At 72.9% G+C, this 26,712-nt stretch carries 28 protein-coding genes; 21 read left to right on the top strand and 7 right to left on the bottom strand.

Features of this window, described 5'->3' with window-relative positions:
• Nucleotides 1-60: 60 nt before the first annotated feature.
• The 6 genes from ACFYON_RS28390 (at nt 61) to ACFYON_RS28415 (ending at nt 3,931) form a co-directional block, all read left to right on the top strand.
• Nucleotides 61-882 carry a DUF1206 domain-containing protein gene (locus ACFYON_RS28390; RefSeq protein ID WP_355015138.1) on the top strand — a complete coding sequence of 274 codons (822 nt, stop codon included), beginning with the start codon at nt 61-63 and terminating at the stop codon, nt 880-882.
• 78 nt (nt 883-960) lie between these two features.
• Complete coding sequence (locus ACFYON_RS28395; protein ID WP_355015139.1) at nt 961-2,157, top strand: mechanosensitive ion channel family protein; 1,197 nt, start codon at nt 961-963, stop codon at nt 2,155-2,157.
• Nucleotides 2,158-2,396: 239 nt separating this feature from the next.
• Nucleotides 2,397-2,831, top strand: coding sequence for a phage holin family protein (locus ACFYON_RS28400; RefSeq protein ID WP_354867086.1), 435 nt, complete (start codon nt 2,397-2,399; stop codon nt 2,829-2,831).
• Entirely contained in the window at nt 2,828-3,169 is a 342-nt protein-coding gene (locus ACFYON_RS28405) for a DUF3618 domain-containing protein (protein ID WP_354867084.1), read from the top strand. Before ACFYON_RS28400 ends, ACFYON_RS28405 begins: the two co-directional genes overlap by 4 nt.
• Nucleotides 3,166-3,438 carry a DUF4235 domain-containing protein gene (locus ACFYON_RS28410; RefSeq protein WP_354867083.1) on the top strand — a complete coding sequence of 91 codons (273 nt, stop codon included), beginning with the start codon at nt 3,166-3,168 and terminating at the stop codon, nt 3,436-3,438. The genes ACFYON_RS28405 and ACFYON_RS28410 overlap by 4 nt, the downstream gene beginning before the upstream one ends.
• A 289-nt stretch (nt 3,439-3,727) precedes the next feature.
• Nucleotides 3,728-3,931 carry a cold-shock protein gene (locus ACFYON_RS28415; RefSeq protein ID WP_091424054.1) on the top strand — a complete coding sequence of 68 codons (204 nt, stop codon included), beginning with the start codon at nt 3,728-3,730 and terminating at the stop codon, nt 3,929-3,931.
• Nucleotides 3,932-4,003: 72 nt separating this feature from the next.
• Here the strand turns inward: ACFYON_RS28415 and ACFYON_RS28420 are convergent, their stop codons facing one another.
• On the bottom strand, nt 4,004-4,195 hold the full coding sequence (locus tag ACFYON_RS28420; protein ID WP_355015140.1) for a hypothetical protein: 192 nt from the start codon (nt 4,193-4,195) through the stop codon (nt 4,004-4,006).
• Nucleotides 4,196-4,274: 79 nt separating this feature from the next.
• Nucleotides 4,275-5,258: an aldo/keto reductase gene (locus ACFYON_RS28425; RefSeq protein WP_355015141.1), complete on the bottom strand. Its 984-nt coding sequence runs from the start codon at nt 5,256-5,258 to the stop codon at nt 4,275-4,277.
• An 84-nt stretch (nt 5,259-5,342) separates the two neighbouring features.
• Here ACFYON_RS28425 and ACFYON_RS28430 point away from each other — a divergent pair, with 84 nt between their 5' ends.
• Together ACFYON_RS28430 and ACFYON_RS28435 are read left to right on the top strand one after the other, a co-directional pair.
• Nucleotides 5,343-6,134 carry a trans-aconitate 2-methyltransferase gene (locus ACFYON_RS28430; protein ID WP_354867076.1) on the top strand — a complete coding sequence of 264 codons (792 nt, stop codon included), beginning with the start codon at nt 5,343-5,345 and terminating at the stop codon, nt 6,132-6,134.
• Nucleotides 6,131-7,156: an adenosine deaminase gene (locus ACFYON_RS28435; RefSeq protein ID WP_355095915.1), complete on the top strand. Its 1,026-nt coding sequence runs from the start codon at nt 6,131-6,133 to the stop codon at nt 7,154-7,156. The genes ACFYON_RS28430 and ACFYON_RS28435 overlap by 4 nt, the downstream gene beginning before the upstream one ends.
• Here the strand turns inward: ACFYON_RS28435 and ACFYON_RS28440 are convergent.
• The 3 genes from ACFYON_RS28440 to ACFYON_RS28450 all read right to left on the bottom strand — a co-directional run bounded on the left by ACFYON_RS28440 (nt 7,113) and on the right by ACFYON_RS28450 (nt 9,727).
• On the bottom strand, nt 7,113-7,388 hold the full coding sequence (locus ACFYON_RS28440) for a hypothetical protein (RefSeq protein ID WP_354867072.1): 276 nt from the start codon (nt 7,386-7,388) through the stop codon (nt 7,113-7,115). The two genes, ACFYON_RS28435 and ACFYON_RS28440, sit on opposite strands and share 44 nt — an antisense overlap.
• Nucleotides 7,389-7,616: 228 nt before the next feature.
• Nucleotides 7,617-9,008 (bottom strand): HAMP domain-containing sensor histidine kinase, encoded by a 1,392-nt coding sequence (locus tag ACFYON_RS28445; RefSeq protein ID WP_354867615.1) that lies wholly within the window; start codon nt 9,006-9,008, stop codon nt 7,617-7,619.
• A 29-nt stretch (nt 9,009-9,037) separates the two neighbouring features.
• Nucleotides 9,038-9,727: a response regulator transcription factor gene (locus ACFYON_RS28450; protein ID WP_354867071.1), complete on the bottom strand. Its 690-nt coding sequence runs from the start codon at nt 9,725-9,727 to the stop codon at nt 9,038-9,040.
• A gap of 73 nt (nt 9,728-9,800) precedes the next feature.
• On the opposite strand from ACFYON_RS28450, the gene ACFYON_RS28455 reads away from it, so the two are divergent.
• The gene (locus ACFYON_RS28455) at nt 9,801-10,730 is read left to right on the top strand and encodes an ADP-ribosylglycohydrolase family protein (RefSeq protein WP_355095913.1); all 930 of its coding nucleotides are present in this window, start codon (nt 9,801-9,803) and stop codon (nt 10,728-10,730) included.
• A 119-nt stretch (nt 10,731-10,849) separates the two neighbouring features.
• Here ACFYON_RS28455 and ACFYON_RS28460 read toward each other — a convergent pair whose 3' ends face one another.
• Nucleotides 10,850-11,722: a DUF1775 domain-containing protein gene (locus ACFYON_RS28460; RefSeq protein WP_354867067.1), complete on the bottom strand. Its 873-nt coding sequence runs from the start codon at nt 11,720-11,722 to the stop codon at nt 10,850-10,852.
• A 200-nt stretch (nt 11,723-11,922) separates the two neighbouring features.
• On the opposite strand from ACFYON_RS28460, the gene thrS reads away from it, so the two are divergent.
• The 4 genes from thrS to ACFYON_RS28480 all read left to right on the top strand — a co-directional run bounded on the left by thrS (nt 11,923) and on the right by ACFYON_RS28480 (nt 16,427).
• Nucleotides 11,923-13,941, top strand: a complete 2,019-nt coding sequence (gene thrS / locus ACFYON_RS28465; protein ID WP_355097076.1) for a threonine--tRNA ligase — start codon at nt 11,923-11,925, stop codon at nt 13,939-13,941.
• A 64-nt stretch (nt 13,942-14,005) separates the two neighbouring features.
• Nucleotides 14,006-14,566, top strand: coding sequence for an HIT family protein (locus tag ACFYON_RS28470; RefSeq protein ID WP_387187862.1), 561 nt, complete (start codon nt 14,006-14,008; stop codon nt 14,564-14,566).
• Nucleotides 14,567-14,618: 52 nt separating this feature from the next.
• Nucleotides 14,619-15,257, top strand: coding sequence for a hypothetical protein (locus ACFYON_RS28475; RefSeq protein WP_355097600.1), 639 nt, complete (start codon nt 14,619-14,621; stop codon nt 15,255-15,257).
• Between the two features lie 111 nt (nt 15,258-15,368).
• Nucleotides 15,369-16,427 (top strand): aldo/keto reductase, encoded by a 1,059-nt coding sequence (locus ACFYON_RS28480; RefSeq protein ID WP_354867061.1) that lies wholly within the window; start codon nt 15,369-15,371, stop codon nt 16,425-16,427.
• Nucleotides 16,428-16,569: 142 nt separating this feature from the next.
• On the opposite strand, the gene ACFYON_RS28485 is transcribed toward ACFYON_RS28480, so the two are convergent.
• Nucleotides 16,570-18,726, bottom strand: a complete 2,157-nt coding sequence (locus ACFYON_RS28485; RefSeq protein WP_357706864.1) for an elongation factor G-like protein EF-G2 — start codon at nt 18,724-18,726, stop codon at nt 16,570-16,572.
• Nucleotides 18,727-18,978: 252 nt separating this feature from the next.
• Between ACFYON_RS28485 and pgsA the strand changes: the two genes are divergently transcribed.
• From pgsA to ACFYON_RS28525, 8 genes are all read left to right on the top strand, one after another.
• On the top strand, nt 18,979-19,599 hold the full coding sequence (gene pgsA, locus ACFYON_RS28490) for a phosphatidylinositol phosphate synthase (protein ID WP_354867057.1): 621 nt from the start codon (nt 18,979-18,981) through the stop codon (nt 19,597-19,599).
• Nucleotides 19,596-20,525, top strand: coding sequence for a phosphatidylinositol mannoside acyltransferase (locus ACFYON_RS28495; RefSeq protein WP_357706861.1), 930 nt, complete (start codon nt 19,596-19,598; stop codon nt 20,523-20,525). Before pgsA ends, ACFYON_RS28495 begins: the two co-directional genes overlap by 4 nt.
• A gap of 9 nt (nt 20,526-20,534) precedes the next feature.
• Nucleotides 20,535-21,695: a glycosyltransferase family 4 protein gene (locus ACFYON_RS28500; RefSeq protein ID WP_355096857.1), complete on the top strand. Its 1,161-nt coding sequence runs from the start codon at nt 20,535-20,537 to the stop codon at nt 21,693-21,695.
• Between the two features lie 83 nt (nt 21,696-21,778).
• Nucleotides 21,779-22,282 (top strand): hypothetical protein, encoded by a 504-nt coding sequence (locus ACFYON_RS28505; RefSeq protein ID WP_354867051.1) that lies wholly within the window; start codon nt 21,779-21,781, stop codon nt 22,280-22,282.
• Between the two features lie 125 nt (nt 22,283-22,407).
• Nucleotides 22,408-23,319, top strand: a complete 912-nt coding sequence (gene pdxS, locus ACFYON_RS28510) for a pyridoxal 5'-phosphate synthase lyase subunit PdxS (RefSeq protein ID WP_355096304.1) — start codon at nt 22,408-22,410, stop codon at nt 23,317-23,319.
• Between the two features lie 7 nt (nt 23,320-23,326).
• Nucleotides 23,327-23,932, top strand: coding sequence for a pyridoxal 5'-phosphate synthase glutaminase subunit PdxT (gene pdxT, locus ACFYON_RS28515; RefSeq protein ID WP_355096302.1), 606 nt, complete (start codon nt 23,327-23,329; stop codon nt 23,930-23,932).
• A gap of 230 nt (nt 23,933-24,162) precedes the next feature.
• Complete coding sequence (locus ACFYON_RS28520; protein ID WP_355096301.1) at nt 24,163-24,912, top strand: YebC/PmpR family DNA-binding transcriptional regulator; 750 nt, start codon at nt 24,163-24,165, stop codon at nt 24,910-24,912.
• Nucleotides 24,913-24,932: 20 nt separating this feature from the next.
• Complete coding sequence (locus ACFYON_RS28525) at nt 24,933-26,594, top strand: recombinase family protein (RefSeq protein WP_355096299.1); 1,662 nt, start codon at nt 24,933-24,935, stop codon at nt 26,592-26,594.
• The last annotated feature ends 118 nt before the right edge of the window (nt 26,595-26,712 follow it).

Here is a 26,712-nt window from a genome sequence, read left to right on the forward strand (position 1 = left end):
TTCGGCCGTCCCGGCGGGTGGTCACGTTTGGAAAACCGCCCGCCGGGAGATTGAGGGCTCATGTCTCTCACCCGGAATGCCGGAGCCACCGCCGCCCAGGCTCGTAACAGCCGGTGGCTCGAACTGTTGACCCGTGCCGGATTCATCGGTTACGGGGTTGTGCACCTCCTCTTCGCCTGGCTGGCGCTGCAGATCGCCTTCGGTAAGTCGGGCGAGGAGGGAAACCAGAACGGCGCGCTGCGCACCCTCGGTGAACAGCCGCTCGGTAAGTTCCTCCTGATCGCCGTGGCGGTCGGCCTGTTCGCCATGGCGATCTGGCAGGCCTTCGAGGCGATCTCCGGCCACGTCTCCAAGACCGGCAAGGAACGACTCTTCGAGCGGATCGCCTCGGCGGTCCGGGTCGTGGTCTTCGTCTGGCTGGGCTGGACCGCGATCAAGGTCTTCCAGGACGCCAGCGCCAACGCCTCCGACCAGCAGCAGCAGTTCTCCGAGAAGCTGATGGCCTCCGACGGCGGCCGGTGGCTGGTCGGGCTGGCCGGCGTGGCGCTCGCCGCGCTCGGCATCGGCATGGTGATCTACGGCCTGAAGAAGAAGTTCGAGCGCAACCTGAAGACCGGCGAGATGAGCCCGAAGACCCGGCAGCTCACCCGCCGCCTCGGCATGGCCGGGTACGCCTCCCGAGGCGCGGTGTTCGCCATCGCCGGCCTGCTGGTCGTGGTCGCCGCGGTCAACTACGACCCGGAGAAGGCTCGTGGTCTCGACGCCGCCCTGCGTACGCTGCGCGACCAGTCGTACGGGCCGTGGCTGCTGGCGCTCATGGCGCTCGGCATCGCCGCGTTCGGTGTCTACTGCTTCTTCCAGTCCCGGTACCGCAAGGTCTGATCCTGGTCGATACCCGGGCCGCCGGGCACCATTGGGCCTTTGCCCGATTCCCGCCCGGTCGGAGGGGAGAGAGAGTTCGTGCAGAGTTACGTCGTGACCGTCGCCGCCGCGCTCGCCGCGGCGGCGATCGCGTTGGTGCTGGCCCAGGTGGTGCACCGGGTCATCCGCCGCCTCGGTCGCCGCTCGCTGCTGATGACCGAGCTGACCGACCACGCGCACCGCGCGTTCCAGGTGACGCTCACGGTGGCCGCGGTGCAGTTCGCGGTCCGGTTCACCACCGGGTACGCGGTCGGCAGCCCGTGGCGGCAGGTCGTCCTGCACACGCTGGTGCTGGCGACGATCGCGGCCACCGCCTGGCTGGTGGCCTCGCTGCTGGTGGTGGCGGAGGACACCGCGCTGGCCCGGTTCCGGGTCGACGTGCCGAACAACAGGCACGCCCGCCGGGTGCGTACCCAGGTGGTGCTGCTGCGCCGGCTGACCATCGCGGTGATCGTGATCCTCACGGTCGGCGTGATGCTGATGACCTTCCCGGCCGTACGCGGGGTCGGCGCCGGTGTGCTGACCTCCGCCGGTGTGATCGCCGCGGTCGCCGCGCTGGCCGCGCAGAGCCTGCTCGCCAACGTCTTCGCCGGTCTCCAGCTCGCGTTCAGCGACGCGGTACGCCTGGACGACGTGGTGGTGGTCGAGGGGGAGTGGGGCCGGATCGAGGAGCTGACGCTCAGCTACGTGGTGGTGCAGGTCTGGGACGACCGCCGGCTGATCCTGCCCACCTCGTACTTCACCAGCCGGCCGTTCCAGAACTGGACCCGTACCGAGGCGGCGGTGCTCGGCACCGCCGAGTTCGAGCTGGACTGGGCCATCCCGGTGCAGGCGATGCGGGAGGAGCTGCGCCGCCTGTGCGAGGGCACCGAGCTGTGGGACGGACGGGTCTGCGTGCTCCAGGTGACCGACGCGACGGGTGGCCTGGTCAAGGTCCGCGCGCTGGTCAGCGCCGCCGACGCGGGCAGCCTGTGGGACCTGCGGTGCCTGGTCCGCGAGCACCTGGTGACCTGGGTACGCGACCAGCGCCCGACCGCCCTGCCCCGGCTGCGCGCCGAGGTCGGCGAGGTCGCCGGCCTGCTGCCCTGGCAGGCGGTGCAGCCGCGACGCCCGGCACGCCCCCCGGCCGGCACCGAGGCGCCCGACGACGCGCGGGTCTTCGGCGGCAGCGACGACGGCGACGCCCGCAGCGAGGTGTTCGTGGGCCGGGAGGAGCACGCCGAGGCGCGGCGCTGAACCCGTACCCCGAGCGGAGCCCCCGGCAGCCCTTGGCGCCGGGGGTTCCCGCGTACGGGCGGCTTTCCGGCCGCACGGGTTTGGCCGGGCCGTGGCGGGGGACGTGGTGCGCACGCCCCGGATCCGGTGCCCGGCACCGGCTTGCGGCGGCGCGCGGCCGGGTGTACCGGCCGCGCCGCGCAGGATTGACGATCGGCGACTCCGGGCATACAGCGCGGTGATGAGGAAAGGAGGACAGCATGGCTGACGTCGCGAGTCGCAGCACGTCGCGGACCGGGAACGAGCCGTCCACCGCCGAGCTGGTACAGCGCGCCACCGAGCAGGTCACGCGCCTGGTGCGGGACGAGCTGGCCCTGGCCCGTGCGGAGCTGACCGAGAAGGGCAAGCACGCCGGGATCGGGATCGGTCTGTTCGGCGGCGGCGGGGTGATGGCGCTCTACGGGGCCGGCGCCCTGGTCGCCACCGTGATCCTGCTGCTGGCGCTGGTCATGCCGGCGTGGCTGGCCGCCCTGATCGTGGCGGTGGCGTTGTTCCTGCTCGCCGGGATCCTGGCGCTCGTGGGCAAGAAGCAGGTCAGCCGTGCCGTCCCGCCGGTGCCCCAGGCGGCGGTCCGCAGCGTTCGGGCGGACGTCGACACGGTCACCGCCGCGGTGAAGGACGGGAGGCGGGCATGACCGGTAACGGGACCGGAGACGTGGCGGCGCTCCGGGAGGAGATCCGCCGGACCCGGGTGGAACTCGGTGAGACGGTGGAGCTGCTCGCGGCCAGGGCCGATCCGAAGGCGCTGGTGCGGCACTCGGCCGAGGCGGCGAAGGCGCGGATGCGTGAGCAGGCGTCGCTGACCGCGGCCCGGGTGCGCGGGCGGGCGGCGGAGCGGGCCCGGCTGGTCCGGGCACAGGCGTACGAGAAGGGCGAGGCGGTCGGGCGCAACCCGTTGCCGTGGGCGGCCATCGCGGCCGGCGCGCTGGTGACGGCGGTGGTGCTGGTGATCGTCCGAGGGAGGCGCAGGTGAGCGGCAGGGTCGGCAAGGCGGCGTACAAGCCGGTGGGGGTGCTGCTCGGCCTGGCCGCCGGCGCCGTCGCGGGGGCGGTCTTCCGCCAGGTCTGGAAGGTGACGGCGGGCGACGGCGAGGCGCCGAGCGCCACCGACGAGGACCGCCGCTGGGGCGAGGTGCTGGCCGCCGCGGCCCTGCAGGGCGCCATCTTCTCGGTGGTGCGGGCCGCCGTCGACAGAGGTGGAGCGGTGGGCGTACGCCGGTTGACCGGGCGCTGGCCGGACTGACGTAAAGGCCAGAAAGGCCCCTTTCCCGAATGCGGGAAAGGGGCCTTTCGCATGGCTCCGGCGGGGCCGCGCAGCGGCGTTCGCGCGGCCTTCAGGTCACATGTCGGAGAAATTTCGTCCGGAGGGCTGTGCGAAGTTTTTGCGTACGTGGTTTGCTGTCTCACGCTGTTGAGAGACGCGTGGGTTGAGAGAAGTCTCCTGCATTGGAGGCCGCCTCAGGCGCCGCTGCTCGAAAACGGCCAATCGGCCGCACGGCGTGCTCGGCCGCCAGTTTTAGAAGGAGATACACATGGCGCAGGGAACCGTGAAGTGGTTCAACGCTGACAAGGGCTTCGGCTTCATCACCGTCGATGGCGGGGGTGCTGACGTGTTCGTCCACTTCTCGGCCATCCAGTCCAGCGGCTACCGCACGCTGGAGGAGAACCAGCGGGTGGAGTTCGAGATCGCCCAGGGTCAGAAGGGTCCGCAGGCCGAGCAGGTCCGCCCCATCTGAGCTGACCGCACCGGCCGGTGCCGGAAGCCCCGCATCCCGTACGGGAGGCGGGGCTTCGCCTTGCCCGGCGTCTCAGCGCCGCCGCGCGCGCATCCCCAACCAGAGCCCGGCCAGTCCGATCAGGACCAGCACCGGGCCGACCACCGCCCAGATCCGCTGGTCGCTCATCACGCTGCCCTCGACGTACCCGAGGCCCAGCACCGTCCACAGCGCACCGAGCACCACGGCGAGCAGCCCCAGGGTGAGCCGGAACCAACCCCTCATCGTTCCCCCTCCGACGACAGTCCCGCTCCAGCATGCCCGCCACCGCGGGCGCCCGGCGTCGCCGCGCCGGCCGGCCGGCTCACCACCGGTCGTGCACCTGCGGGCGGATCAGCTCGTCGTAGGTGGCCCGCACCGCGGCCAGCTCCACCTCGGTCAGCGCCGGCTGCCCGGCGGCCTCGGTGTTGCCCCGCGCCTGCTCGGGGGAGCGGGCGCCGGGGATCACCACCGTCACGCCGGGCTGGTCGAGGACCCACCGCAGCGCGAACTGCGCCATCGTCCGGTCGCCGCCGACCAGCGGCGCGAGCCGGCGCACCGCGGCCAGGCCGCTGTCGTAGTCGACGCCGGAGAACGTCTCGCCCACGTCGAAGGACTCGCCGTGCCGGTTGAACGTGCGGTGGTCGTTCGCCGGGAACGTGGTGTTCTCGTCGTACCGGCCGGAGAGCAGACCGCTCGCCAGCGGCACCCGGGCGATGATCCCCACCCCGGCGGCAGCGGCGGCGGGCAGCACCCGCTCCAGCGGCTTGTGCCGGACCGCGTTGAGGATGATCTGCACGCTCGCCACACCGGGCCGGGCGATGGCGGTGAGCGCCTGGTCGCAGGTCTCCACGCTGACGCCGTACCCGGCCACGCGACCCTCGGCGACCAGCGTGTCCAGCGCGTCGAAGACCCGGTCGTCGGCGAAGACGGCGGTCGGCGGGCAGTGCAGTTGCACCAGGTCGAGCGTGTCGACGCCGAGGTTGGCCCGGGACCTGTCGGTCCAGGCCCGGAAGTTGTCCAGCGTGTAGGCCTCCGGCGTCTGCTCCACCCGGCGGCCCATCTTGGTCGCCACGGTGAGCCCGTGCCCGGGGCGGGAGCGCAGGAACCGGCCGATCAGCGCCTCGCTGCGGCCGTCGCCGTACACGTCGGCGGTGTCCAGGAAGGTGACGCCCGCGTCGACGGCGGCGGCCAGTACGGCGAGCGCCGCGTCCTCGCTGACCTCGCCCCAGTCTGCGCCGAGCTGCCACGCGCCGAGTCCGATGATGCCGACGTGCCGGCCGAGCCGGTCGAAGCTGCGCTGTTCCACCCGGTCGAGCCTAGTGAGCGGCTTGCCGTGGCGCTCGGCGGGCCGTACCTTCCAGCAAGACGTACGTACGGTTTGGAGGCTGTCATGTGGGATCCACGCACCTATCTGCGCTACGGGGACGAGCGCTCCCGGCCGTTTCACGACCTGCTGGCCCGCGTCGGCGCCGAGCACCCGCGTGCCGTTGTCGACCTCGGTTGCGGCCCCGGCACGCTCACCGCCACGCTCGCCGGCCGCTGGCCCGGCGCCCGGGTCGCCGGCCTGGACTCGTCCCCGGAGATGATCGCGCGGGCGAGCGCCGACGGCGGTCCGGTCCGGTACGCCGTCGGCGACGTCCGCGACTGGCGGCCGGAGCCCGACGTGGACGTCCTGGTCGGCAACGCCGTGCTCCAGTGGGTGCCGGAACACCGCGACCTGCTCCGCCGCTGGGCGGCCACGCTGCCGGCCGGCGCCTGGCTGGCGTTCCAGGTGCCCGGCAACTTCGACGCGCCCTCGCACCGGCTGCTGCGCTCCGTCGCCGCGCAGGACCGGTGGCGCGACGCGCTCGCCGGAAGGTTGCGCGAGGCGCCCGTCGACGAGCCGGTCGGCTACGCCACGCTGCTGACCGACGCGGGCTGCGCGGTGGATGCCTGGGAGACTACGTACGTGCACCTGCTGCCCGCCACCGGCGCCGACCACCCGGTGCTGGCCTGGATGGAGGGCACCGCGCTGCGCCCCGTCCGCGCCGCGCTGGACGCCGCCGGCTGGGCCGCCTTCCGCGCCGAGTTGGCGGTGCGGCTCGCCCAGGCGTACCCGGTGCGGCAGGGTCAGGTGTACTTCCCGTTCCGCCGGATCTTCATGGTGGCCCGCACCGGCGCCCGCGCAGAGGAGAACTCGTGACCGACCTGCCCACCTTCATCGCCGGACTGCCCAAGGTGGAGCTGCACGTGCACCACGTCGGCTCGGCCTCGCCCCGCATCGTCGCCGAGCTGGCCGCCCGGCACGAGGGCCGCAGCCCCGTCCCGGCCGATCCGGAGGCGCTCGCCGACTACTTCGCGTTCCGCGACTTCGCCCACTTCATCGAGGTCTACCTCAGCGTGGTGGACCTGATCCGGGACGCCGACGACGTCTGGCTCCTCACCCACGAGGTCGCCCGGGAACTGGCCCGCCAGCAGGTCCGCTACGCCGAGCTGACGGTCACGCCGTACTCGCACGTCAACCGCGGCATCCCGGCGCCGGCGTTCTGCGAGGCGATCGAGGACGCCCGCAAGCGCGCCGAGGCCGACTTCGGCATCACGTTGCGCTGGTGCTTCGACATTCCCGGCGAGGCCGGCCTGCCCGCCGCCGAGCAGACCCTGCGGATCGCGCTCGACGAACGACCGGACGGGCTGGTCAGTTTCGGCCTCGGCGGCCCCGAGATCGGGGTGCCCCGGCCGCAGTTCAAGCCCTGGTTCGACCAGGCCCGCGCGGCCGGGCTGCGCTCGGTGCCGCACGCCGGTGAGACCACCGGCCCGGAGACGATCTGGGACGCGCTGCGCGAGCTGGGCGCCGAGCGGATCGGTCATGGCATCTCCGCCGCGCAGGACCCGGCGCTGCTGGCCCACCTCGCCGAGCGGCGGATCCCGTTGGAGATCGCACCGACCTCCAACGTGCGCACCCGGGCCGTACCGAGCCTGGACGCGCACCCGCTGCCCCGGATCGTCGAGGCCGGCGTGCCGGTCAGCATCAACTCCGACGACCCGCCGATGTTCGGCACCACGCTCGACGACGAGTACGCGGTGGCCGCCCGGCTGCTGGGGCTCGGCCCGGACGGGGTGGCCGCCCTGGCACGCGACGCCGTCTCGGCCGCGTTCCTGGCGCCGGCCGAGCAGGCCCGGATCACCGCCGAGATCGACGCGTACCTGGCGAACGCGGCCCGCTGAGCGGCCGTACGGGCGCCGGCCGCCGGGACATCCGGGGCGGCCGGCGTCGCGCGGTCAGCAGCATCCCGGCCAGCGCCAGCGCGGTGAGCGCGGGGCTCGGACCGCTCGCGGCCGGCGCGGGCCGGGCCGGACCGTGCGCGAGCACCGGGTCCTGCCAGACCGCGAGCGTGAGCGCGACGCCCAGGCCGACGACTGTGGCCCAGCGGAGCAGACGGCTGACGGCCGGTGGCATGCGGTCACCTCGCGCCCGGGATCGACGGGAGAGCGCGCGCGACGGGAGCGAGGTGTGGGGGGACCGGACTCCCGCCGCGCGCATGATCCGCCGGCCGGAAGGTGTTACGGGGCGTCCCGGCCGACGGAACTGATGGGTTCTGTCAGCGATCCTGGCAGTTCACGCCGGTTTCGCGGCCGTCGTTAAACCACCTTTAAGGAGAACTTGCGCCGGTACACAGTCACCGGCTCAGCGCGGACGCGGCCAGCGCCGCCCGGCGCGCGGCTCGCGTGCCTCCCGGGCCATCCGACCGACCAGCCCGAACCGGTTCACCGGCCGGGGCGCCGCGTCCGGGTCGGCCAGCAGCATCACCACGCTCGCCCCGCCGAGCCGGGCCCGGTCGATGCTCACCGAACCGTTCGCCTGCAACGCGACCCGCTTGGCGATGTCCAACCCGAGCCCGGTGGAGCCCTTGTCGCTCTCGCCCCGGCGCAACGCCCGGTCCGGGTCGGCGATGCCCGGCCCGGCGTCGTCGATGCGGATCGCCACCCAGCCGTCCCGGCGGCTCACCGCGACCTCGAACGCCGTGCCCTGCGGCGTGTACCGGAACACGTTGCCGATCACCGCGTCCAGCGCGGCGGCCAGCTCGGCGCGGGGCACGGGTGCCGGGATGCGCAACTGCGCACCGACCACCCGGTGCGGCCGGTTCTGGTCCCCGGCCAGCGCCGACCAGAAGACCATCCGGTCCCGGACCACCTCGCTCACGTCGCACGACGCCGGCGCCGTCTCCTGGCTGACCGCTTTGCGGGTCGTCTTGATGAGCTGATCGACCTCGCCCTCAAGCGTGACGATCGCCTGCCGGATGCGCCGGATGCCGCGCCGCCGGTCCAGCTCCGCCTCGCTGAACGTGCCGATGCTGGTGTCGTCGGACTCCAGCGCCTCGGCGTCCAGCCGCAGCGCGGTCAGCGGCGTACGCAGCCGGTGCGACAGGTCGGCGACCAGTTCGTGCTCGTCGGCGCGCAGCGCCACCAGACGTTCCGTCATCCGGTTGAACGCGTGCCCGGCCTCGGCCAGCTCGCGCGGGCCGGTCGGCTCGACCCGTACCCCCAGCTCGCCGTCGCCCACCGCGAGCGCCGCCTTGACCAGGTCGCCGGTGGCGTCCACGGCCCGGGCGGCCACCCGGTCGACCACCGCCACGGCCGCGCCGACCAGCGCCAGGCCGATCGCGAGCAGCAGCAGCCACCGCCCGCCACCGCCGGAGTCGAGCACGTCGTCGGGGACGAAGACCTCCACCACGGCGACCCGGTCACCGAGCACCACCGGGTCCAGTCGCAGCACCCCGCCGTCCACGTCGGTCACCACCGAGCGGCGCTGCGTGGCGGCGTCGGCGAGCACCCGCGGGTTCGCGCGGCCGGCGGACTCGTCCGCCCCGATGCCGTGCACGACCGGACGCAGGGCCGGATCGTCGCCGGCCGCGGCGGCCACCGCCCGTTCGATCGTCGCGGTGTCCGTGCTGGCCGCCAGCGCGCCGGTCACCAGCGCGGCACGGCGCTCGGCGTCCGCCAGCTCCGCCTCCCGGGTCCGGTCGGCGAGGGTGAGCCCGAGCGGGACGAGGAACGCGAGCGCGATCAGCCCGCACAGCCCGGCGGTGAGCCCGGCCAGCGTGAGCCTCAGTCCGGCGCCACCAGCCGGAAGCCGACCCCCCGCACGGTGCGCAGGAAGCGCGGCTTCGCCGCGGACTCGCCCATTTTGCGGCGGAGCCAGTACAGGTGAACGTCGATGGTCTGGTCCTCGCCGACCGATGGCTGCCGCCATACCTCCTCCAAGAGTTCCCGCCGGGACACTACCCGGCCGGGACGCGCGGCGAGATACGCCAGCAGGTCGAATTCCTTACGGGTCAGGGCCAGCGGCTCCCCGTCCAGCACCGCGCTGCGCTCACCCACGTCGACCCGCAGGCCGCCGACCGTGTGCACGGCCGGTTCCACGGTACGGCTGGCCCGCCCGGCCCGGCGCAGCACCGTGGTGATCCGGGCGTCCAGGTGCGCCCCGGTGAACGGCTTGACCATGTAGTCGTCAGCGCCGGCGCGCAGCAGCCGTACCACAGACTGCTCGTCGTCGCGGGCGGTGGCGATGATGATCGGCACGTCGGTGATGCCGCGCAGCATGCGCAGCGCGTCCGAGCCGTCCAGGTCGGGCAGTCCGAGGTCGAGCACCACCAGATCCGGTGTCTCCGCGGCGACCCGGCGCAACGCGTCCAGCGCGGTGCCGACGGCGTGCACCGCGTGCCCCCGGTCGGTCAGCGACCGCAGCATGGCGCCGCGTACGACGTGGTCGTCTTCGACCAGCAGGACGGTTGCCACGTCAGCACCGTACTCGGCGTGGCAAGCCGGTCGCGTTGCGGCGGCCCGGTGAAGCGGGCAAGCTGGGGCGGCGATGACGTTCACGCTCTTTCCCGACGCCCGCCTCACGCTCGCCCGCGACGCGCTGGCCGGCCTGTCGGTGGGCGACGCCCTCGGCTCCCAGTTCTTCGTCCCCGGGCGGCACCCGGACGACCTCGCCGCCGGGCGGTTGCCCGAGCCGCCGTGGGAGTGGACCGACGACACCGAGATGGCCTGCTCCGTGGTGGCCGAGCTGGCCGCCGAGGGCCGGATCGACAGGGATCGGCTGGCGCTGGCGTTCGCCGAGCGTTGTGAGCCGTACCGGGGTTACGGGCCGGGTGCGGTGACCATCCTGCGGCTGATCCGCACCGGCACGCCCTGGCCGGTGGCCGCCGCGTCCGCGTTCGACGGGCAGGGCTCCTGCGGCAACGGCGCCGCCATGCGGGTCGCGCCGCTCGGCGCCTGGCACGCCGACTCCACCCGCCGTGCCGCCCAGCAGGCGCGCGCCTCCGCCGAGGTGACGCACGCCCACCCGGAGGGCGTCGCCGGTGCGGTGGCGGTCGCGGTGGCCGCCTCGCTCGCCGCCCGCGCCCGCCTCGACGGCGACCGGCCCGACCCGGCCCGGCTGCTCACCGCCGTCGCCGGAGCGCTCGACCCGGCCGGTGAGGTGCACCGAGGGGTACGCCGGGCCGCCGCGCTGCTCGGTCACTCCGCCGCCGGGGCGGCCGACGCGCTCGGCAACGGCGCCCGGGTCACCGCGCAGGACACCGTCCCGTTCACGCTCTGGGTCGCCGCCACGCTGCTGCACGACTATCCCGCCGCGATCCGCGTCTGCGTCCAGGCGGGCGGAGACGTGGACACCACGGCCGCCATCGTGGGCGGGATCGTGGCCGCGTACACCGGAGCCGGCACCCCGGGCGGCGTGCCGGAGGACTGGCTGGCCGCTCGCGAGGCCCTGCCCGCCTGGCTCCCCACCCCCGCCTGACGGATCCGCCCCTACCCCCGTCACGGACCTGCCCCCAGGAGGGCGCTTTCGGACCAGGACCTTCGGTGGTCTCGCATCGTGGATGGGTGTTTCCGCTTGTTGGGCCGGCGGCGTGGCGGTCAGGGACGCGTGGGGGTGGCGCCGGCGGTGATGGGCTCGCCGGCTTCGGGGGTCGCGCTGTCGGGGGCCACGGTGGCGTCGGGGGTGCCGTCGTCGTCCGGCGGGAGGGTCATGGTGTCGCGCCGGCGACGGCTGAGCAGCCAGCCGATCGCCGCGCCACCGGCCAGGCCGGCCAGCAGGCCGCCCCCGAGCAGCAGGTCGGCGCTCGGCCCGTCGTCGGCCGCCGGTGCCGTGCCGCCCTGCGCCCCATCGGCAGCGCCGGGGGCGCCCGCGCCCCCGTGACCGCCGTGCCCGCCGCCGTCCGTGCCGGGGCCGCCGTCGTGCGTCACGGTGCCCGGCAGCGGCGGCAGCAGGTCGAGCGCCGGCGCGGGGTGCGCGCCGCCCGCCGGGTCCGCCCACCGGACCACGGTGCCGTCGTCGTACGTCTGCACGACCGTGAACGTGAGCCGGTCGGTGGCGGGCATGGGGCCCATGCCCAGCGGCAGCCGGGCCGGCCCGGTGCCGGTGCCCGGCATCCGCAGCCAGCTCACCGAGTGGGTCACCTGGTTCAGCTCGGCCGCGTGCATGCCGGGGACCGGCTGGTCGAGCGTGCGGGTGGTGATGGTCGGCGCCCAGTCCGGCACCGACAGCGGGTACACCTCGCCGATCGGGGCGTCCGCGGGCATGGTCAGCTCGATCCGGGTGGTCCGGGTGCCGGGCCGGTCCGCCGGCACCAGCACCGACAGTTCGATCGCGTCGCCCTGGCGAACCTGGGCGGGCGAGGCCGTGACGGTCACCCCGGCCGCGTTCGCCGCGCCCGGCCAGCCGACCGCCCCGGCGAGTACGGCCGCCAGCGACGCCGCCGCCCACCGGCCCCGACGGGTCATCCTCATGGTCGTCCCCATCCCTGTCGACTGGGATCGGCACCGGCTCCGGCCCCACCTGGTAGTTCGGGCGGCGGGGCGAAAAGGTTCAACACGACACGGAACTCATCGGGCACGGGCACCGGCGTCGGCGACGGCCCGGATCCCGGCGACCGATAGCATCGCAGTGGCCGGTCACCGGCCTTGAACCGTCGACGACAGGAGTCACCGTGTCCGCACCCCGTAACCCCGTCGTGGCCGACCCCGTCGTCGTCGCCGCCGGGACGACGGCGGCCGACGCGGTGGCCGCGGCCGGCCTGCCGATGAGCGGGCCGAAGGCGATCGTGGTGGTCCGCGACCCGCAGGGCCAGCTCCGCGACCTGGACTGGCGCCCGGCCGAGGAGGTCGCGGTCGAGCCGGTCGCGCTGGACAGCCCGGACGGGCTGAACGTGCTGCGCCACTCCACCGCGCACGTGCTGGCCCAGGCGGTGCAGGACGTCTTCCCGGAGGCGAAGCTCGGCATCGGCCCGCCGATCGAGAACGGCTTCTACTACGACTTCGGCGTCGACAAGCCGTTCCAGCCGGACGACCTGGCCAAGCTCGAGAAGCGCATGCAGGAGATCGTCAAGTCCGGCCAACGGTTCCGCCGCCGCCGCTTCGCCGACCTGGACGAGGCACGGTCCGAGCTGGCCGCCGAGCCGTTCAAGCTGGAGCTGATCGAGGTCAAGGGGGAAGGGCTGGACTCCTCCGAGGTGATGGAGGTGGGCGGCGGCGAGCTGACCATCTACGACAACCTCGCCGCGAACGAGGACAAGGTCTGCTGGTCGGACCTGTGCCGCGGCCCGCACCTGCCGAACACCCGGCTCATCGGCGCGTTCAAGCTGATGCGCTCGGCCGCCGCGTACTGGCGCGGGTCGGAGAAGAACCCGCAGCTGCAGCGCGTGTACGGCACCGCGTGGCCGACCCGGGACGAGCTCAAGGCGTACCTGAAGCTGCTCGAGGAGGCCGCCCGCCGCGACCACCGCAAGCTCGGCGCGGACCTCGACCTGTTCAGCTTCCCCGACGAGATCGGGTCCGGCCTGCCGGTCTTCCACCCCAAGGGCGGCGTGCTCAAGCGGGTGATGGAGGACTACGTCCGGGCGCGGCACGTCGAGGAGGGCTTCGACTACGTCGGCACCCCGCACATCTCCAAGGAAGGTCTCTTCCACACCTCGGGACACCTGCCCTACTACAAGGACACGATGTTCCCGCCGATGGAGATGGAGGGCAGCGACTACTACCTCAAGGCCATGAACTGCCCGATGCACAACCTGATCTACCGGTCGCGCGGGCGGTCCTACCGGCAGCTGCCGATCCGGCTGTTCGAGTTCGGGACGGTCTACCGGTACGAGAAGTCGGGCGTCATCCACGGCCTGACCCGGGTGCGCGGCTTCACCCAGGACGACTCGCACTCGTACTGCACCCGCGAGCAGGCGCCGTCCGAGATCAAGCACCTGCTCGGCTTCGTGCTCAGCCTGCTGCGCGACTTCGGCATCGACGACTTCTACCTGGAGCTGTCGACCCGCGACGAGTCGAAGCCGGACAAGTTCGTCGGCTCCGACTCCGACTGGGCCACGGCCACCGCCGTGCTGGAGCAGTGCGCGCTGGAGACCGGCCTGGAGCTGGTGCCGGACCCGGGCGGCGCGGCCTTCTACGGTCCGAAGATCTCCGTGCAGGCCAAGGACGCCATCGGCCGCACCTGGCAGATGTCGACCATCCAGTACGACTTCAACCAGCCCAAGGGCTTCGGGCTGGAGTACCAGGCCGCCGACGGCACCCGGCAGCAGCCGGTGATGATCCACTGCGCCAAGTTCGGCTCGATCGAGCGGTTCATCGGCGTTCTCACCGAGCACTACGCGGGCGCGTTCCCGGCCTGGCTGGCGCCGGTGCAGGTGGTCGGCATCCCGATCCGCGACGAGCACGGCGACTACCTGGTCGACTTCGCCGCGACGCTGCGGCGGCACGGCATCCGGGCCGAGGTCGACCTGGGCGACGACCGGATGCAGAAGAAGATCCGCAACGCGCAGCAGCAGAAGATTCCGTTCATGGTGATCGCCGGGGACGACGACGTGGCCGCCGGCACCGTCTCGTTCCGCTACCGGGACGGCTCGCAGCGCAACGGCGTGCCGATCGACGAGGCCGTGGCGCACGTCCGCGAGGTGGTGGATTCGCGCACCAACGCCGGTCCCACCGCCACCGCCGCCGAGTAGGCGGCCCGGCGGCCGCGCCGCCCGGGCGGCGGCGCGGTTCGCCCCGGATCGTAGGATCGCCTGTGTGACAGGGGCGGAGCGGGACACCGGGTACGGCGGCGACAACGGTCTGGCGGACGGACTCGACCGGCTCTGGACGCCGCACCGGATGACCTACATCTCCGGCGAGGACCGGCCCGAGGGCGGGTACGAGAAGCCGGCCGGCTGCCCGTTCTGCCTGGCGCCCGGGCTGCCGCCGGAGGAGTCCCTCGTGGTGGCCCGGGGCGAGCACGTCTTCGCGGTGCTCAACCTCTACCCGTACAACCCCGGACACCTGCTGGTCTGCCCCTACCGTCACGTGGCCGACTACACCGAGCTGGACGAGCCGGAGACGGTCGAGCTGGCCGCGTTCACCAAGGCCGCCATGCGGGTGGTCCGGCACGTGTCCAGCGCGCACGGCTTCAACCTGGGCATGAACCAGGGCGGCGTCGCGGGCGCCGGCATCGCCGCGCACCTGCACCAGCACGTGGTGCCGCGCTGGGGCGGCGACGCCAACTTCATGCCGGTGATCGGCCGGACGAAGGTGCTGCCGCAACTGCTCGCCGACACCCGGGACCTGCTCGCCGGGGCGTGGGCGGCGGTCTGACGGCGCTGCTCGCGGCCTGACGGCGGCTGTTCGCGGCAGTACGATCTCGCGCATGGCTCTCCTGCACCGCGCGGAACTGCGCCCCTCGAAACTGGAGCTGCTCGCCTCCTGGCTGCCCGGCCGGCAGTGGTTCGCCGGCGAGGCCGGCGTGCCGCTCAGCGGCGTCGCGGCGTACCGGTTCGACGACCCCGCCGGCGAGGTCGGCATCGAGACGCTGCTCGTGCGCGCCGGCGACGGCCCGGTGCTCCAGGCGCCGCTCACCTACCGGGGCGCGCCGCTGGCCGGAGCTGACGACTTCCTGGTGGGCGTCATCGAGCACTCCGTGCTCGGCCGCCGCTGGGCGTACGACGCCTGCGGCGATCCGGTGTACCCGCCGGTGTTGGCCGCCGCGGTGCTCGCCGACGCCGGTCAGGCCGAGGAGTACTTCGAGGTCGACGGAAAGCGCGAGGTGCGCCCGGCGCGCATGACGCTGTCCGGCAGCCGTACCGGCCGTCCGGTCCCGGCCGGTCCGGTGTCGGCTGCTCCGGTGTCGGCAGGTCCGGCCGACGACGGCGTGACGGTCGTTCGGGTCGGTGACGTCGAGCTGGCGGTGGTCCGGCAGCCCGTGCCGGCCGAGGTGCCGGGCTCCGGGGGGCTCACCGGCACCTGGCCCGGCCAGGACGAGCCGGTACTGCTGGCCTACGCGCGCTGACGGCTCGCCCACCGTTACCGTCCAGCGTTCGGTGTCACACGGCGTGACCGTGGCCGGGCTCCTGGGCTACGAATCGGCCCCCTGTCGCCGGGAAGGTGACAGGATGCGGCGGTGGCAGTCGACACGCGACAGTTGGGGCGCAGCGGCATCGAGGTGAGCGCCCTCGGCATGGGGTGCTGGGCGATCGGCGGCCCGTGGGCCGAGGGCGCCCGCCCGCTGGGCTGGGGCCGGGTCGACGACGACGAGTCGGTACGCGCCGTCCGCCGCGCGCTCGACCTCGGCGTCACCCTGTTCGACACCGCCGACACGTACGGCGCCGGGCACGGCGAGCGGGTGCTCGGGCGGGCGCTCGCCGGCCGGCGCGACGAGGCGGTCGTCGCCACGAAGTTCGGCTACACGTTCGACGAGCAGGCCCGGCAGGCCACCGGCGAGAACGCCTCGCCGCACTACCTGCGCCGGGCGGTGACCGACTCGCTGCGCCGGCTGGGCACCGACCGTATCGACCTCTACCAGCTGCACCTGGGCGACCTGCCGCTGCCCCGGGCCGAGGCGCTCGTCGGCACGCTCGACAAGCTGGTCGACGCCGGCCTGATCCGCGCGTACGGGTGGAGCACCGACCGCGCCGACCGGGCCGCTGCCTTCGCCGAGGTCGCCCGTGGCGCCGCCGCCGTGCAACACGCCCTGTCGGTGCTGCGGGACGCCCCGGCCATGCTCGACGCCTGCGACAAGCACGACCTCGCCGGCCTGGCCCGGGGGCCGCTCGGGATGGGCCTGCTCACCGGCAAGTACACGCCGGAGTCGACGCTGCCCCGCGACGACGTACGCGGACTCGGGCCGACCTGGCTGGAGTGGTTCCGCAGCGGCCGGCCCGCCCCGGAGTGGCTGCGCCGGGTCGCCGCCGTCCGCGACGCGCTGACCGCCGACGGCCGCACCCTCGCGCAGGGGGCGATCGGGTGGATCTGGGCGCGCAGCGACCGGGCCGTGCCGATCCCCGGCGCACGTACCGTCGCCCAGGTCGAGGAGAACGCGGCCGCGCTGGCTCGGGGCCCGCTCGCCCCGGACCACTTCGCCGAGGTCGAGCGGCAACTGGCGGCGGTACGGCGAGCCGCCCTGCGGGACGCCGACCGCCCGTACTGGCCGATGCCCCCAGTCCCCGCCGTCCGCCCCTGACCCGCGTCCTCCCGCCCGTCCCGCTTCCGCCGATCTTGCACTTGCGGCCCCTCAGGTGACCGGAATGCCGCTTTTGCGGGGGGCGGTAAGTGCAAGATCGCGAGGGCCGGGAGGGAGGGCGAAGGGCCGGCGGAGGAGGGGGTCAGTGGGTGGTGGACTCCTTGCGGGCCTGGTCGGCCAGGTGGGCGGGCATGGGTTCGTGGCGGGCGAACTCGCGGCGGAACGTGCCCGTGCCGGCGGTCATCGAGCGCAGCTCGACGGCGTACCGCAGCAGCTCCGTCGCGGGCACCTCGGCGCGGACGAGCGTGCGCCCCTCGGCATCCGGATCGGGCTCGGTGCCGAGCACCCGGCCGCGCCGGCCGGACAGGTCGCCCATCACCGCGCCGACGGACGAGTCGGGCACCCGCACGGTGATCTCGTCGACCGGTTCCAGCAGCGCCGGCTGGCCCTTCTCGGCGGCGTCGCGCAGCGCCAGCGCGCCGGCGGCCTGGAACGCCGCGTCGGACGAGTCGACGCTGTGCGCCTTGCCGTCGACGAGCGTCACCCGCAGGTCCACCACCGGGTAGCCGGCGACCAGACCGCGTTCCATCTGGGCCCGGACGCCCTTCTCCACCGACGGGATGTAGTTGTGCGGGACCGCGCCGCCGACCACCCGGTCGACGAACTCGAACCCGGCGCCCCGGGGCAGCGGCTCCACCTCGATGTCGCAGACCGCGTACTGGCCGTGGCCGCCGGACTGCTTGACGTGCCGGCCGTGCCCCCGGGCGGCGGCGCCGAACGTCTCGCGCAGCGGCACCCGGACCGGCTCGGTGTCCAGCTCGACCCCGCCGCCGCGCAGCCGGTCGAGCACCACGTCGGCGTGCGCCTCGCCCATGCACCAGAGCACGAGCTGGTGGGTCTCCGGGTTGCGTTCCAGCCGCAGCGTCGGGTCGCCGGCGACCAGCCGGGACAGGTTGCGGGCCAGCGCGTCCTCGTCGGCCCGGCTGCGTGCCGTGATCGCCACCGGCAGCAGCGGCTCCGGCATCTCCCAGGGCGCGATCAGCAGCGGCTCGTCCTTGGCGGAGATGGTGTCGCCGGTCTCCGCGCTGCCCGACTTGGTGATCGCGCACAGGTCACCGGCGACGCATGCGGCCACCTCGCGCAGGGTCGCGCCCAGCGGGCTGTAGACGTGGCCGACCCGCTCGTCGGCGTCGTGGTCCGGGTGGCCGCGCTCGGCCATGCCGTGACCCGACACGTGGATCACCTGGTCGGGCCGGAGCGTGCCGGAGAAGACCCGCACCAGCGAGACCCGCCCGACGTGCCGGTCGACTGTCGTCTTCACCACCTCGGCGACCAGTGGGCCGTCCGGGTCGCAGGTCAGCGGCGGGCGGGGCGAGCCGTCCACGCCGGTGACCGCCGGCAGCTCGTGCTCCAGCGGCGACGGGAACGCTGCGACCAGCCCGTCGAGCAGCGCGTCCAGGCCGACGCCGGTCTCCGCGCAGACCGGCACCACGGGGTAGAAGTGGCCGCGCGCGACAGCCTTCTCCAGGTCGGTGATCAGCACCTCGGGGTCGATCTCCTCGCCGCCGAGGTAGCGGTCCATCAGGGTCTCGTCCTCGCTTTCGGCGATGATCCCCTCGATCAGCTCGTTGCGGGACTCCTGGATGGCCGGCAGGTGCTCCGGGTCCGGCTCCCGCACCGCCGCCGGCAGCCCGCCGGAGTAGTCGAACACCCGGCGGGTGATCAGCCCCATCAGACCGGCCACCGACTCGCCGTCGTCGCCGAGCATGGGCAGGTAGAGCGGGAGCACGTTGTCGCCGAAGACCCGCTGGCAGAGCGCCACCGCCTCGTCGAAGTCGGCGCGCGGGTGGTCCAGCCGGGAGACCGCCACCGCACGGGGCATGTCGACGGCGGCGCACTCCTCCCAGAGGGCGGCGGTGGCGGCGTCCATGCCGTCCACGGCGGAGACCACGAACAGCGCCGCGTCGGCGGCGCGCAGCCCGGCGCGCAGCTCGCCGACGAAGTCGCCGTAGCCCGGCGTGTCCAGCAGGTTGACCTTGACGTCGCGGTGCACCAGCGGGGCGCAGGCGAGGCTCACCGAGCGCTGCTGGCGTACGGCGGCGGGGTCGTGGTCGCAGACGGTGGTGCCCTCGGTGACGGCGCCGGCGCGGCCGATCGTGCCGCCGGCGGCCAGCAGCGCCTCGACGAGCGTCGTCTTGCCGGCGCCGGAGTGCCCGACGAGCACCACGTTGCGGACCCTGCCGGGCTCCGTCACCACCGGCGCGCCGCCGGTGGCACCCTTCTCGTTCTTCTGCGCCATCGCGGCGCACCTCCCTCAACCGGTGGTGGTGGCGACCGCCGCGGGCGACGGGGGAGCGGACCCGGGACGGGCGCCGCGGCGATATCTTCCGGTGATCTGCTGCCGGACGCGAACGCGGACCGGTGATCCGGTGAACTGGCTCACCTCCTGGCTCGATCTCACACCCGCGCGGGTGCGGGCACAAGGGCCGTCGGGCGGGTCGCACGCCCGGCTGTGTCCCCGACGGTTGCGGGCCGTTATCGTGGGACCGCCATGGCGAAGATCTTCCAAGTGACGGCCCGCGCGGGCATGACCCGCGTCGTGGAGCCGATCGCCCGTACCCTGCTCCGTGCGGGCGTGTCCCCCAACGCGGTCACCGTGACCGGCACCGTCGGCGTGCTCGCCGGCGCGCTCGGCTTCGGCGCGCGCGGCCATCTGGTCGCCGGCGCGCTGATCGTCACGGTCTTCGCCCTCACCGACCTGCTCGACGGCACGATGGCGCGGATGAGCGGCGGATCCACCCGCTTCGGGGCGTTCCTCGACTCGAGCATGGACCGGGTCGCCGACAGCGCGGTGTTCGGCGCTGTCGCGTACTGGCTGGCCACCGAGCACGACTACTCGGGCGTGGCTGCGGCGCTGATCTGCCTGGCCGCGGGCGGGCTGGTCTCCTACGTCAAGGCCCGCGCCGAGGGCCTCGGGATGACCTGCAACGTGGGCATCGCCGAGCGCACCGAGCGGCTGCTCATCGTCGGTGTCGGCGGTCTGCTCACCGGCGTCGGCGTCCCCCACGCCCTGGAGATCGCGCTCTGGCTGCTCGCCGCCGTCTCGATCTTCACCGTGGGGCAGCGGATGGCCCACGTGTACCGGCAGGCCCAGCGGGTCGGCGCGGAGTGAACCTCACCGAGGCGGGCTTCGTCGCGGGCTGGCGCCTGGTCCGGGCGCTGCCCCGGCCCGTCGCGGCGGCGGCCTTCCGGGTGGGCGCCGACCGCGCCCACCGCAAGGACGGCGGGGGTACGCGTCGACTGCGCGCCAACCTGCGCCGGGTGGTCGGCCCTCAGATGCCCGACGCGGAACTGGACGCGCTGGTGCGCGATGGGCTGCGCTCGTACGCCCGGTACTGGATGGAGGCGTTCCGGCTGCCCGGCCTGAGCCGGGCGGAGATCCTCGCCGGGTTCCGCCTCGCCGGGCAGGAACTGCTCGCCGCCGACGTGGCGGCCGGGCGGGGCGCCGTGGTGGCGCTGCCGCACGCCGGCAACTGGGATGCCGCGGGCGCCTGGGTGGCGGCCACCGGCTGGCCGATGACGACGGTGGCCGAGCGGCTTCCGGACGGCGTCTACGAGCGGTTCGTCGGGTTCCGGGAAGGGCTGGGGATGGAGATCCTGCCCAACCGCGGCGGCCCGCGTCCCGCGTTCGACGTGCTGGTGGACCGGCTGCGCGCCGGGTACGTGGTGCCCCTGCTCGCCGACCGGGACCTGTCGGCCCGGGGCGTCGAGGTGGACTTCTTCGGTGGCCGGACCCGGATGCCGGCCGGGCCGGCGCTGCTGGCCATCCGCACCGGCGCGCCGCTCTACGTGGCCTCACTGTGGTACGAACCGGACGCCGCGTGCGCGTCGCTCGAGGGCCCGCTGCCGCTTCCGGACCCGGACAGCGCCCCGCTCGACGCGCGGGTGCGCACGGTGACGCAGCGGATTGCCGACGGTCTGGCGGCGGGCATCGCCCGGCATCCGCAAGACTGGCACATGTTGCAGCGGATGTGGCTGGACCAGGGCCGGGACGGCACGCCCGCGTCGGCGCCGCCGGCCACCACCGGGACGGTCTAGGGGGACGCCATGCGGATCGGCATCGTGTGCCCGTATTCCTTCGACGTCCCGGGCGGCGTGCAGAACCACGTCATGGACCTGGCCGAGGCGCTGCTCGGGCTCGGTCACGAGGTGAGCGTGCTGGCGCCCGCCGACGAGGAGTCGGCGCTGCCGCCGTACGTGGTCTCGGCGGGGCGGGCGGTGGCGCTGCCGTACAACGGGTCGGTGGCCCGGATCGCGTTCGGCCCGGTCTCCACCGCCCGGGTGCGGCGCTGGATCACCCGGGGCGAGTTCGACGCGCTGCACGTGCACGAGCCGCTCACCCCGAGCCTGTCGATGCTGGCCGTGCTCTGCGCCCGGGGCCCGGTGGTGGCCACCTTCCACACCGCGATGACCCGCTCCCGGGTGCTGTCGGCCGCGCAGGGCGCGCTCCAGATCGTGCTGGAGCGGATCACCGCCCGGATCGCGGTGAGCGCGCTGGCCCGCAAGGTGCAGGTCGAGCACATGGACGGCGGCGCGGTGGAGATCCCGAACGGGGTGGCGGTGGCGAAGTTCGCCGGGGTGCCGCCGCTGCCGGGCTGGCCGGGGGAGTGCGCCCCGGGCACCGGCGGCACGCTCGGGTTCCTGGGCCGGTTCACCGAGCCGCGCAAGGGCTTCCCGATCCTGCGGGACGCGTTCGTCGCGCTCGCGCCGCACCGTCCCGGGCTGCGCCTGCTGGTCGCCGGGCCGGGCGACGCCGACGAGCTGTACGGGCGCTTCCCGGCCGGCCTGCGCGACCGGGTCACGTTCCTCGGCCTGGTCTCCGAGGCGGACAAGGCACGCATGTTGCGCAGCGTGCACCTCTACGTCGCACCGAACACCGGCGGGGAGTCCTTCGGGATGATCCTCACCGAGGCGCTGGCCGCCGGCACCACCGTGGTCGCCAGCGACCTCGACGCGTTCCGCCGGGTGCTCGACGGCGGGCGGGCCGGGCGGCTGTTCCCGACCGGTGACGCCGCCGGGCTGGGCGAGGCGTTGTCCGAGCTGCTGGACGACGCCGGCCGCCGGGCCGGGCTGACCGCCTGCGGCGACCAGGTGGTGGCGAATTTCGACTGGCCCGTGGTTGCCCGCCGCGTTCTGGAGGTATACGCAGCCGCGATCGAGGCCACCGACGGCCGGGTCATGGACCAGGAGTGGGCGGGACTGGGCTGACCTGGGTGGCCGCTGCGGCCGATGTGACGAGCGCGTCTGCCGGTGCACCGCGCCGGCCGGCCGGGATGAGGAGCAGCACTACGATGCCGGGCATGTGGTGGGTGGTGGGCGCGATCGTGGTGCTCGGGCTGGTCTCGGCGTACCTGATCTGGACCTCCGGCCGGGTGCAGCGGCTCCAGGTCCGCGCGGACTCGGCGGCCCGCGCGCTCGACGCGCACCTGTTGCGCCGCGCGGCCGCCGCCGCGGTCCTGGCCGAGCAGCGGTACGGCGTGGAGCTGTACGCCGCCGCCAGGATCGCGCTGGACGCCGTGCCGGAGGAGCGCGAGGCGGCGGAGAACGACCTGACCCGGCAGTTGCGCGCGGTGCGGCTGGACCCGGACGACCCGGCCTGCGCGGCGGTGATCGCGGCGAGCCGGCGGCTGGCGCTGGCCCGGCAGGTGCACACCGATCTGGTCCGCGACGCCCGCTCGGCACGCGGCCGTCCGGTGGTGCGGCTGTTCCGGATGGGACGCGGGCGGGAGTGGCCGCGCTACTTCGACATCGACGACCCGACGCTGGCCTCCCCCGCGGACGTGACCACCGGCTGACCGTCGCCCGTGACGGCGGCCACATCGCAGGCCACCGGGGGTCCGATTGGCGCTCGGTCCGGCGTCGCGCCGGCCATAGCATTCCTGCGCAGTCACCTCCCGAGTGCGCCGAGGAGCGATGTCCCGTGTCTGAGTCCGCAGCCCCGACCGCCGCCACCGCCGTCGGCACCGCCCGCGTCAAGCGCGGCATGGCCGAGATGCTCAAGGGCGGTGTGATCATGGATGTGGTCACCGCCGAGCAGGCGAAGATCGCCGAGGACGCCGGCGCGGTCGCGGTGATGGCCCTGGAGCGCGTGCCGGCCGACATCCGCGCGCAGGGCGGCGTGTCCCGGATGAGCGACCCGGACATGATCGACGGCATCATCCAGGCCGTGTCGATCCCGGTGATGGCCAAGGCCCGCATCGGCCACTTCGTCGAGGCGCAGATCCTCCAGGCGCTCGGCGTCGACTACGTCGACGAGTCCGAGGTGCTCACCCCGGCCGACTACGCCAACCACATCGACAAGTGGGCGTTCACCGTCCCGTTCGTGTGCGGGGCGACGAACCTGGGCGAGGCGCTGCGCCGGATCACCGAGGGCGCCGCCATGATCCGCTCGAAGGGCGAGGCGGGCACCGGGGACGTCTCCAACGCCACCACCCACATGCGGAAGATCCGGCAGGAGATCCGCCGGCTCCAGTCGCTGCCCGAGGACGAGCTGTACGTCGCGGCCAAGGAGTTGCAGGCCCCGTACGAGCTGGTCAAGGAGATCGCGGAGCAGGGCAGGCTGCCGGTCGTGCTGTTCACCGCGGGCGGCATCGCGACCCCTGCCGACGCGGCCATGATGATGCAGCTCGGCGCCGAGGGCGTCTTCGTCGGCTCGGGCATCTTCAAGTCCGGCAACCCGGCGCAGCGGGCCGCGGCGATCGTCAAGGCGACCACGTTCCACGACGACCCGGACGTGCTCGCCAAGGTGTCGCGCGGGCTCGGCGAGGCGATGGTCGGCATCAACGTCGACGAGATCCCCCAGCCGCACCGCCTCGCCGAGCGCGGCTGGTGAGCCGGGCGTGACCGTACCGGTGATCGGCGTGCTCGCCCTGCAGGGCGACGTACGCGAGCACGTCGCGGCGCTGACCGGCGCGGGCGCCGACGCCCGGCCGGTGCGGCGCCCCGGCGAGCTGGACGCGGTCGACGCGCTGGTGGTGCCCGGCGGCGAGTCGACCACGATCAGCAAGCTGGTGGACATCTTCGAGATGCGCGAGCCGATCGACAAGCGGATCGCCGCCGGCATGCCGGTCTACGGCTCCTGCGCCGGGATGATCATGCTGGCGGCCGAGGTGCTGGACGGCCGCCCCGACCAGCGCGGCTTCGCCGGCATCGAGATGACGGTGCGGCGCAACGCGTTCGGCCGTCAGGTCGACTCGTTCGAGGCCCCGGTGGCGCTCACCGGCGTCGACGGCGGCCCGTTCCACGCCGTGTTCATCAGGGCGCCCTGGGTCGAGCGGGTCGGCCCGGACGTCGAGGTGCTCGGCCGGGTGACCGACGGCCCGGCCGCCGACCGGATCGTCGCGGTCCGGCAGGGCAACCTGCTGGCCACCTCGTTCCACCCGGAACTGACCGGCGACCTGCGGCTGCACCGCCACTTCGTGGAACTCGTCCACGCCGCTTCCTGAGCACCCGGTCCGTCCTCTGTTGTGCCGGTTCGGGCGGCCTGGGACGGGCCGGTGCCGTGCGGCGCGTGACAGCGACCCGCCCGCCGCCGGTAGGATTGCCGAGATTCGGCAGGGCCATCAGCCCGCCGCGGCCCCCAGCGAAGATCACAGCACCTCGACGTGCGCCGGTGGGGGAGCGGGGCGTGTGCGGTGCGGTCGATGCAGACGGCGGGTAGCAACGGAGGTAACAGATGTCCGGCCACTCAAAGTGGGCGACGACCAAGCACAAGAAGGCGGTCATCGACGCCAAGCGCGGCAAGATGTTCGCCAAGCTGATCAAGAACGTCGAGGTGGCCGCCCGTACCGGCGGCGGCGACCCGGCCGGCAACCCGACTCTCTACGACGCCATCCAGAAGGCGAAGAAGAACTCGGTCCCGAACGACAACATCGACCGCGCGGTCAAGCGCGGCTCCGGCCTGGAGGCCGGCGGCGCCGACTGGCAGACGATCATGTACGAGGGTTACGGCCCGAGCGGCGTGGCGATGCTGATCGAGTGCCTCACCGACAACCGCAACCGCGCCGCCACCGAGGTGCGCACCGCGCTGACCCGCAACGGCGGCTCGCTGGCCGACGCCGGCTCGGTGTCGTACATGTTCTCCCGCAAGGGCGTGGTGATCGTCCCCAAGGGCGGCACGACCGAGGACGACGTGATGATGGCAGTCCTCGACGCGGGCGCCGAGGAGGTCAACGACCTCGGTGAGGCGTACGAGGTGGTCTCCGAGCCGGGTGACCTGATCGCGGTCCGCACCGCCCTGCAGGACGCCGGCATCGAGTACGAGTCGGCCGAGTCCTCCCTCATCCCCAGCGTGAACGTGCCGCTGGACGAGGAGGGCGCGCGCAAGATCTTCAAGCTGATCGACGTGCTGGAGGACTGCGACGACGTGCAGAACGTCTACGCCAACTTCGACGTGTCCGACGACATAGTTGCACAACTGGCCTGAGACTGTCTAGCCTGCGCAGCATGACTCCAACTGAGCTGCTGCGCGGGCAGCGTGCCAGCCTCTACGTCCGGCTGTCCAAGGCGTCCGATGATCGCAACCTGTCCAAGCAGGGCATGATTGATGATCTTCAGGCGCTTTGTGCTGCCAGGGGCTTTGCTGAGGTAGCGCTTCACGTCGATGACGGCAAGTCTGGTGGCGTCCGTGACCGGCCAGAGTTCCGGGCATGGCTCGCTGACGCCGTTGAGGGGCGCGCTGACGTTTTATTGGCGTGGCACGTAGACCGGCTGTCCCGTGAAGGCCTAAACGTCGCAGCGACGATCCTGGACGTGGTAGAGGGCAAGGATTTGGAGACAGGCAAGGTTGTCCGGCCACCTGTGCGGCTGATCGGCTATGACGACAGGCTTGACTCTGCCGATGGTGAAGGCTTCCGGCTGAACTTCCTCATCAAGGCAGAGTTCGCCAGGGCTGAACTTCAACGGATGAAGGCACGTAGTCAGGCGCGCGTTAAGCGCTTGAGGAAGCAGAAGCGTTCAACAGGAGGCCTGACGCCGTACGGCTATCAGCGTGCCCCTAGAGGACCGTTGGAGCTTGAGCATGATCCGGTCAGTGCGCCGATCCTGCGTGATGTGGTCCGTAAGGTCATCAAGGGCAGCAGCATCCTCAGCCTCGTCAAGGATCTGAACAATAAGAAAGTGCTGTCTCCTAGGGATCATGCGGCTATGCGTGACACTGGCGAGCCGCGCAAGGATCGGGACAGCGGCGAGCCGCTAGCTCCTCAGCTTTGGACTGACACGACTCTCAGGAGGATGCTGACCAATCCCGTCATGCTTGGCTACCTCACCGACGAAAACCGTAGGGTTGTTCGTGACGACGACGGCAATCCGGTTCTGCGTGGTGAGCCGCTGATCTCCAAAGAAGACTGGTCGGCTTTGCAGGACGCTATTAACGGCGTGAAGAAGCCAAAGCATCGGACAGCGCCTAATGCGCTGCTGTCCGGTGAGGTGGACTGCCCGAAGTGCGGGGAGCCGCTTCACTTTCATTGGATGGTCAAGCCTGACAGGAAGCAGGAATACCGCTACTACCGTTGCTCGGGACGTACCCGCAAAAACAACGGCTGCACTGCTGCCGCTCCCCGTGCCGAACAGGTCGAGCAGGCTGTCTCAGATGTCATCTACGGCACTGTCGGGCATCTGGACGTGATGCGGAAGGTGTACGTGCCCGGTGACGACACAGCAGCGCAGCTAGCGGACATTGAAGAGCGGATGAGTGAGCTGCGGGAGGATCGCAAAGCAGGCCTGTACCGAGGCGAGCAGGGTTCCGCTGAGTTCAGGCAGATGTATTCCAGCCTTGAGCAGCAGCGAGAAGAGCTAGCGGCTAAGCCGTCCCGTCCGGACGGATGGGAGTACGTGTCCACAGGGCAGACCTACGCTGAAGCGTGGACGGCTGCTGATGTTGAGGCACGCAGGGCGTTGCTCCGTCAGTCTGATGTAAGGATTTTCGCTGCGAAGATGACAGAATCCGAGAAGCCTGAGGCTGTTTCGCAGTGGTGGGATAGCCTGACGGCTACTGAGGGTAACCGTGTCCTGGTGCACTTTGAGCCTAAGGACACCGGAGGCTGCCATGTGTGGGTCGGCTGGCATGGTGACCTGGCGGCAAGAATTAAGGCTCAGTCGAGCGCGTAACAGTTCCCATAGAGAAAGGGACAGTGAGTTCCCCCCGCTTTGATGGAGCGGTGGTTACCTGCTGCCGGCTGGTGCAGGGGTGGCGATAGGTGGTTCGGCTGGTTGCGTCTGGCTGTGC

The organism is Micromonospora sp. NPDC005686 (assembly GCF_042871665.1).
GTDB lineage: Bacteria > Actinomycetota > Actinomycetes > Mycobacteriales > Micromonosporaceae > Micromonospora.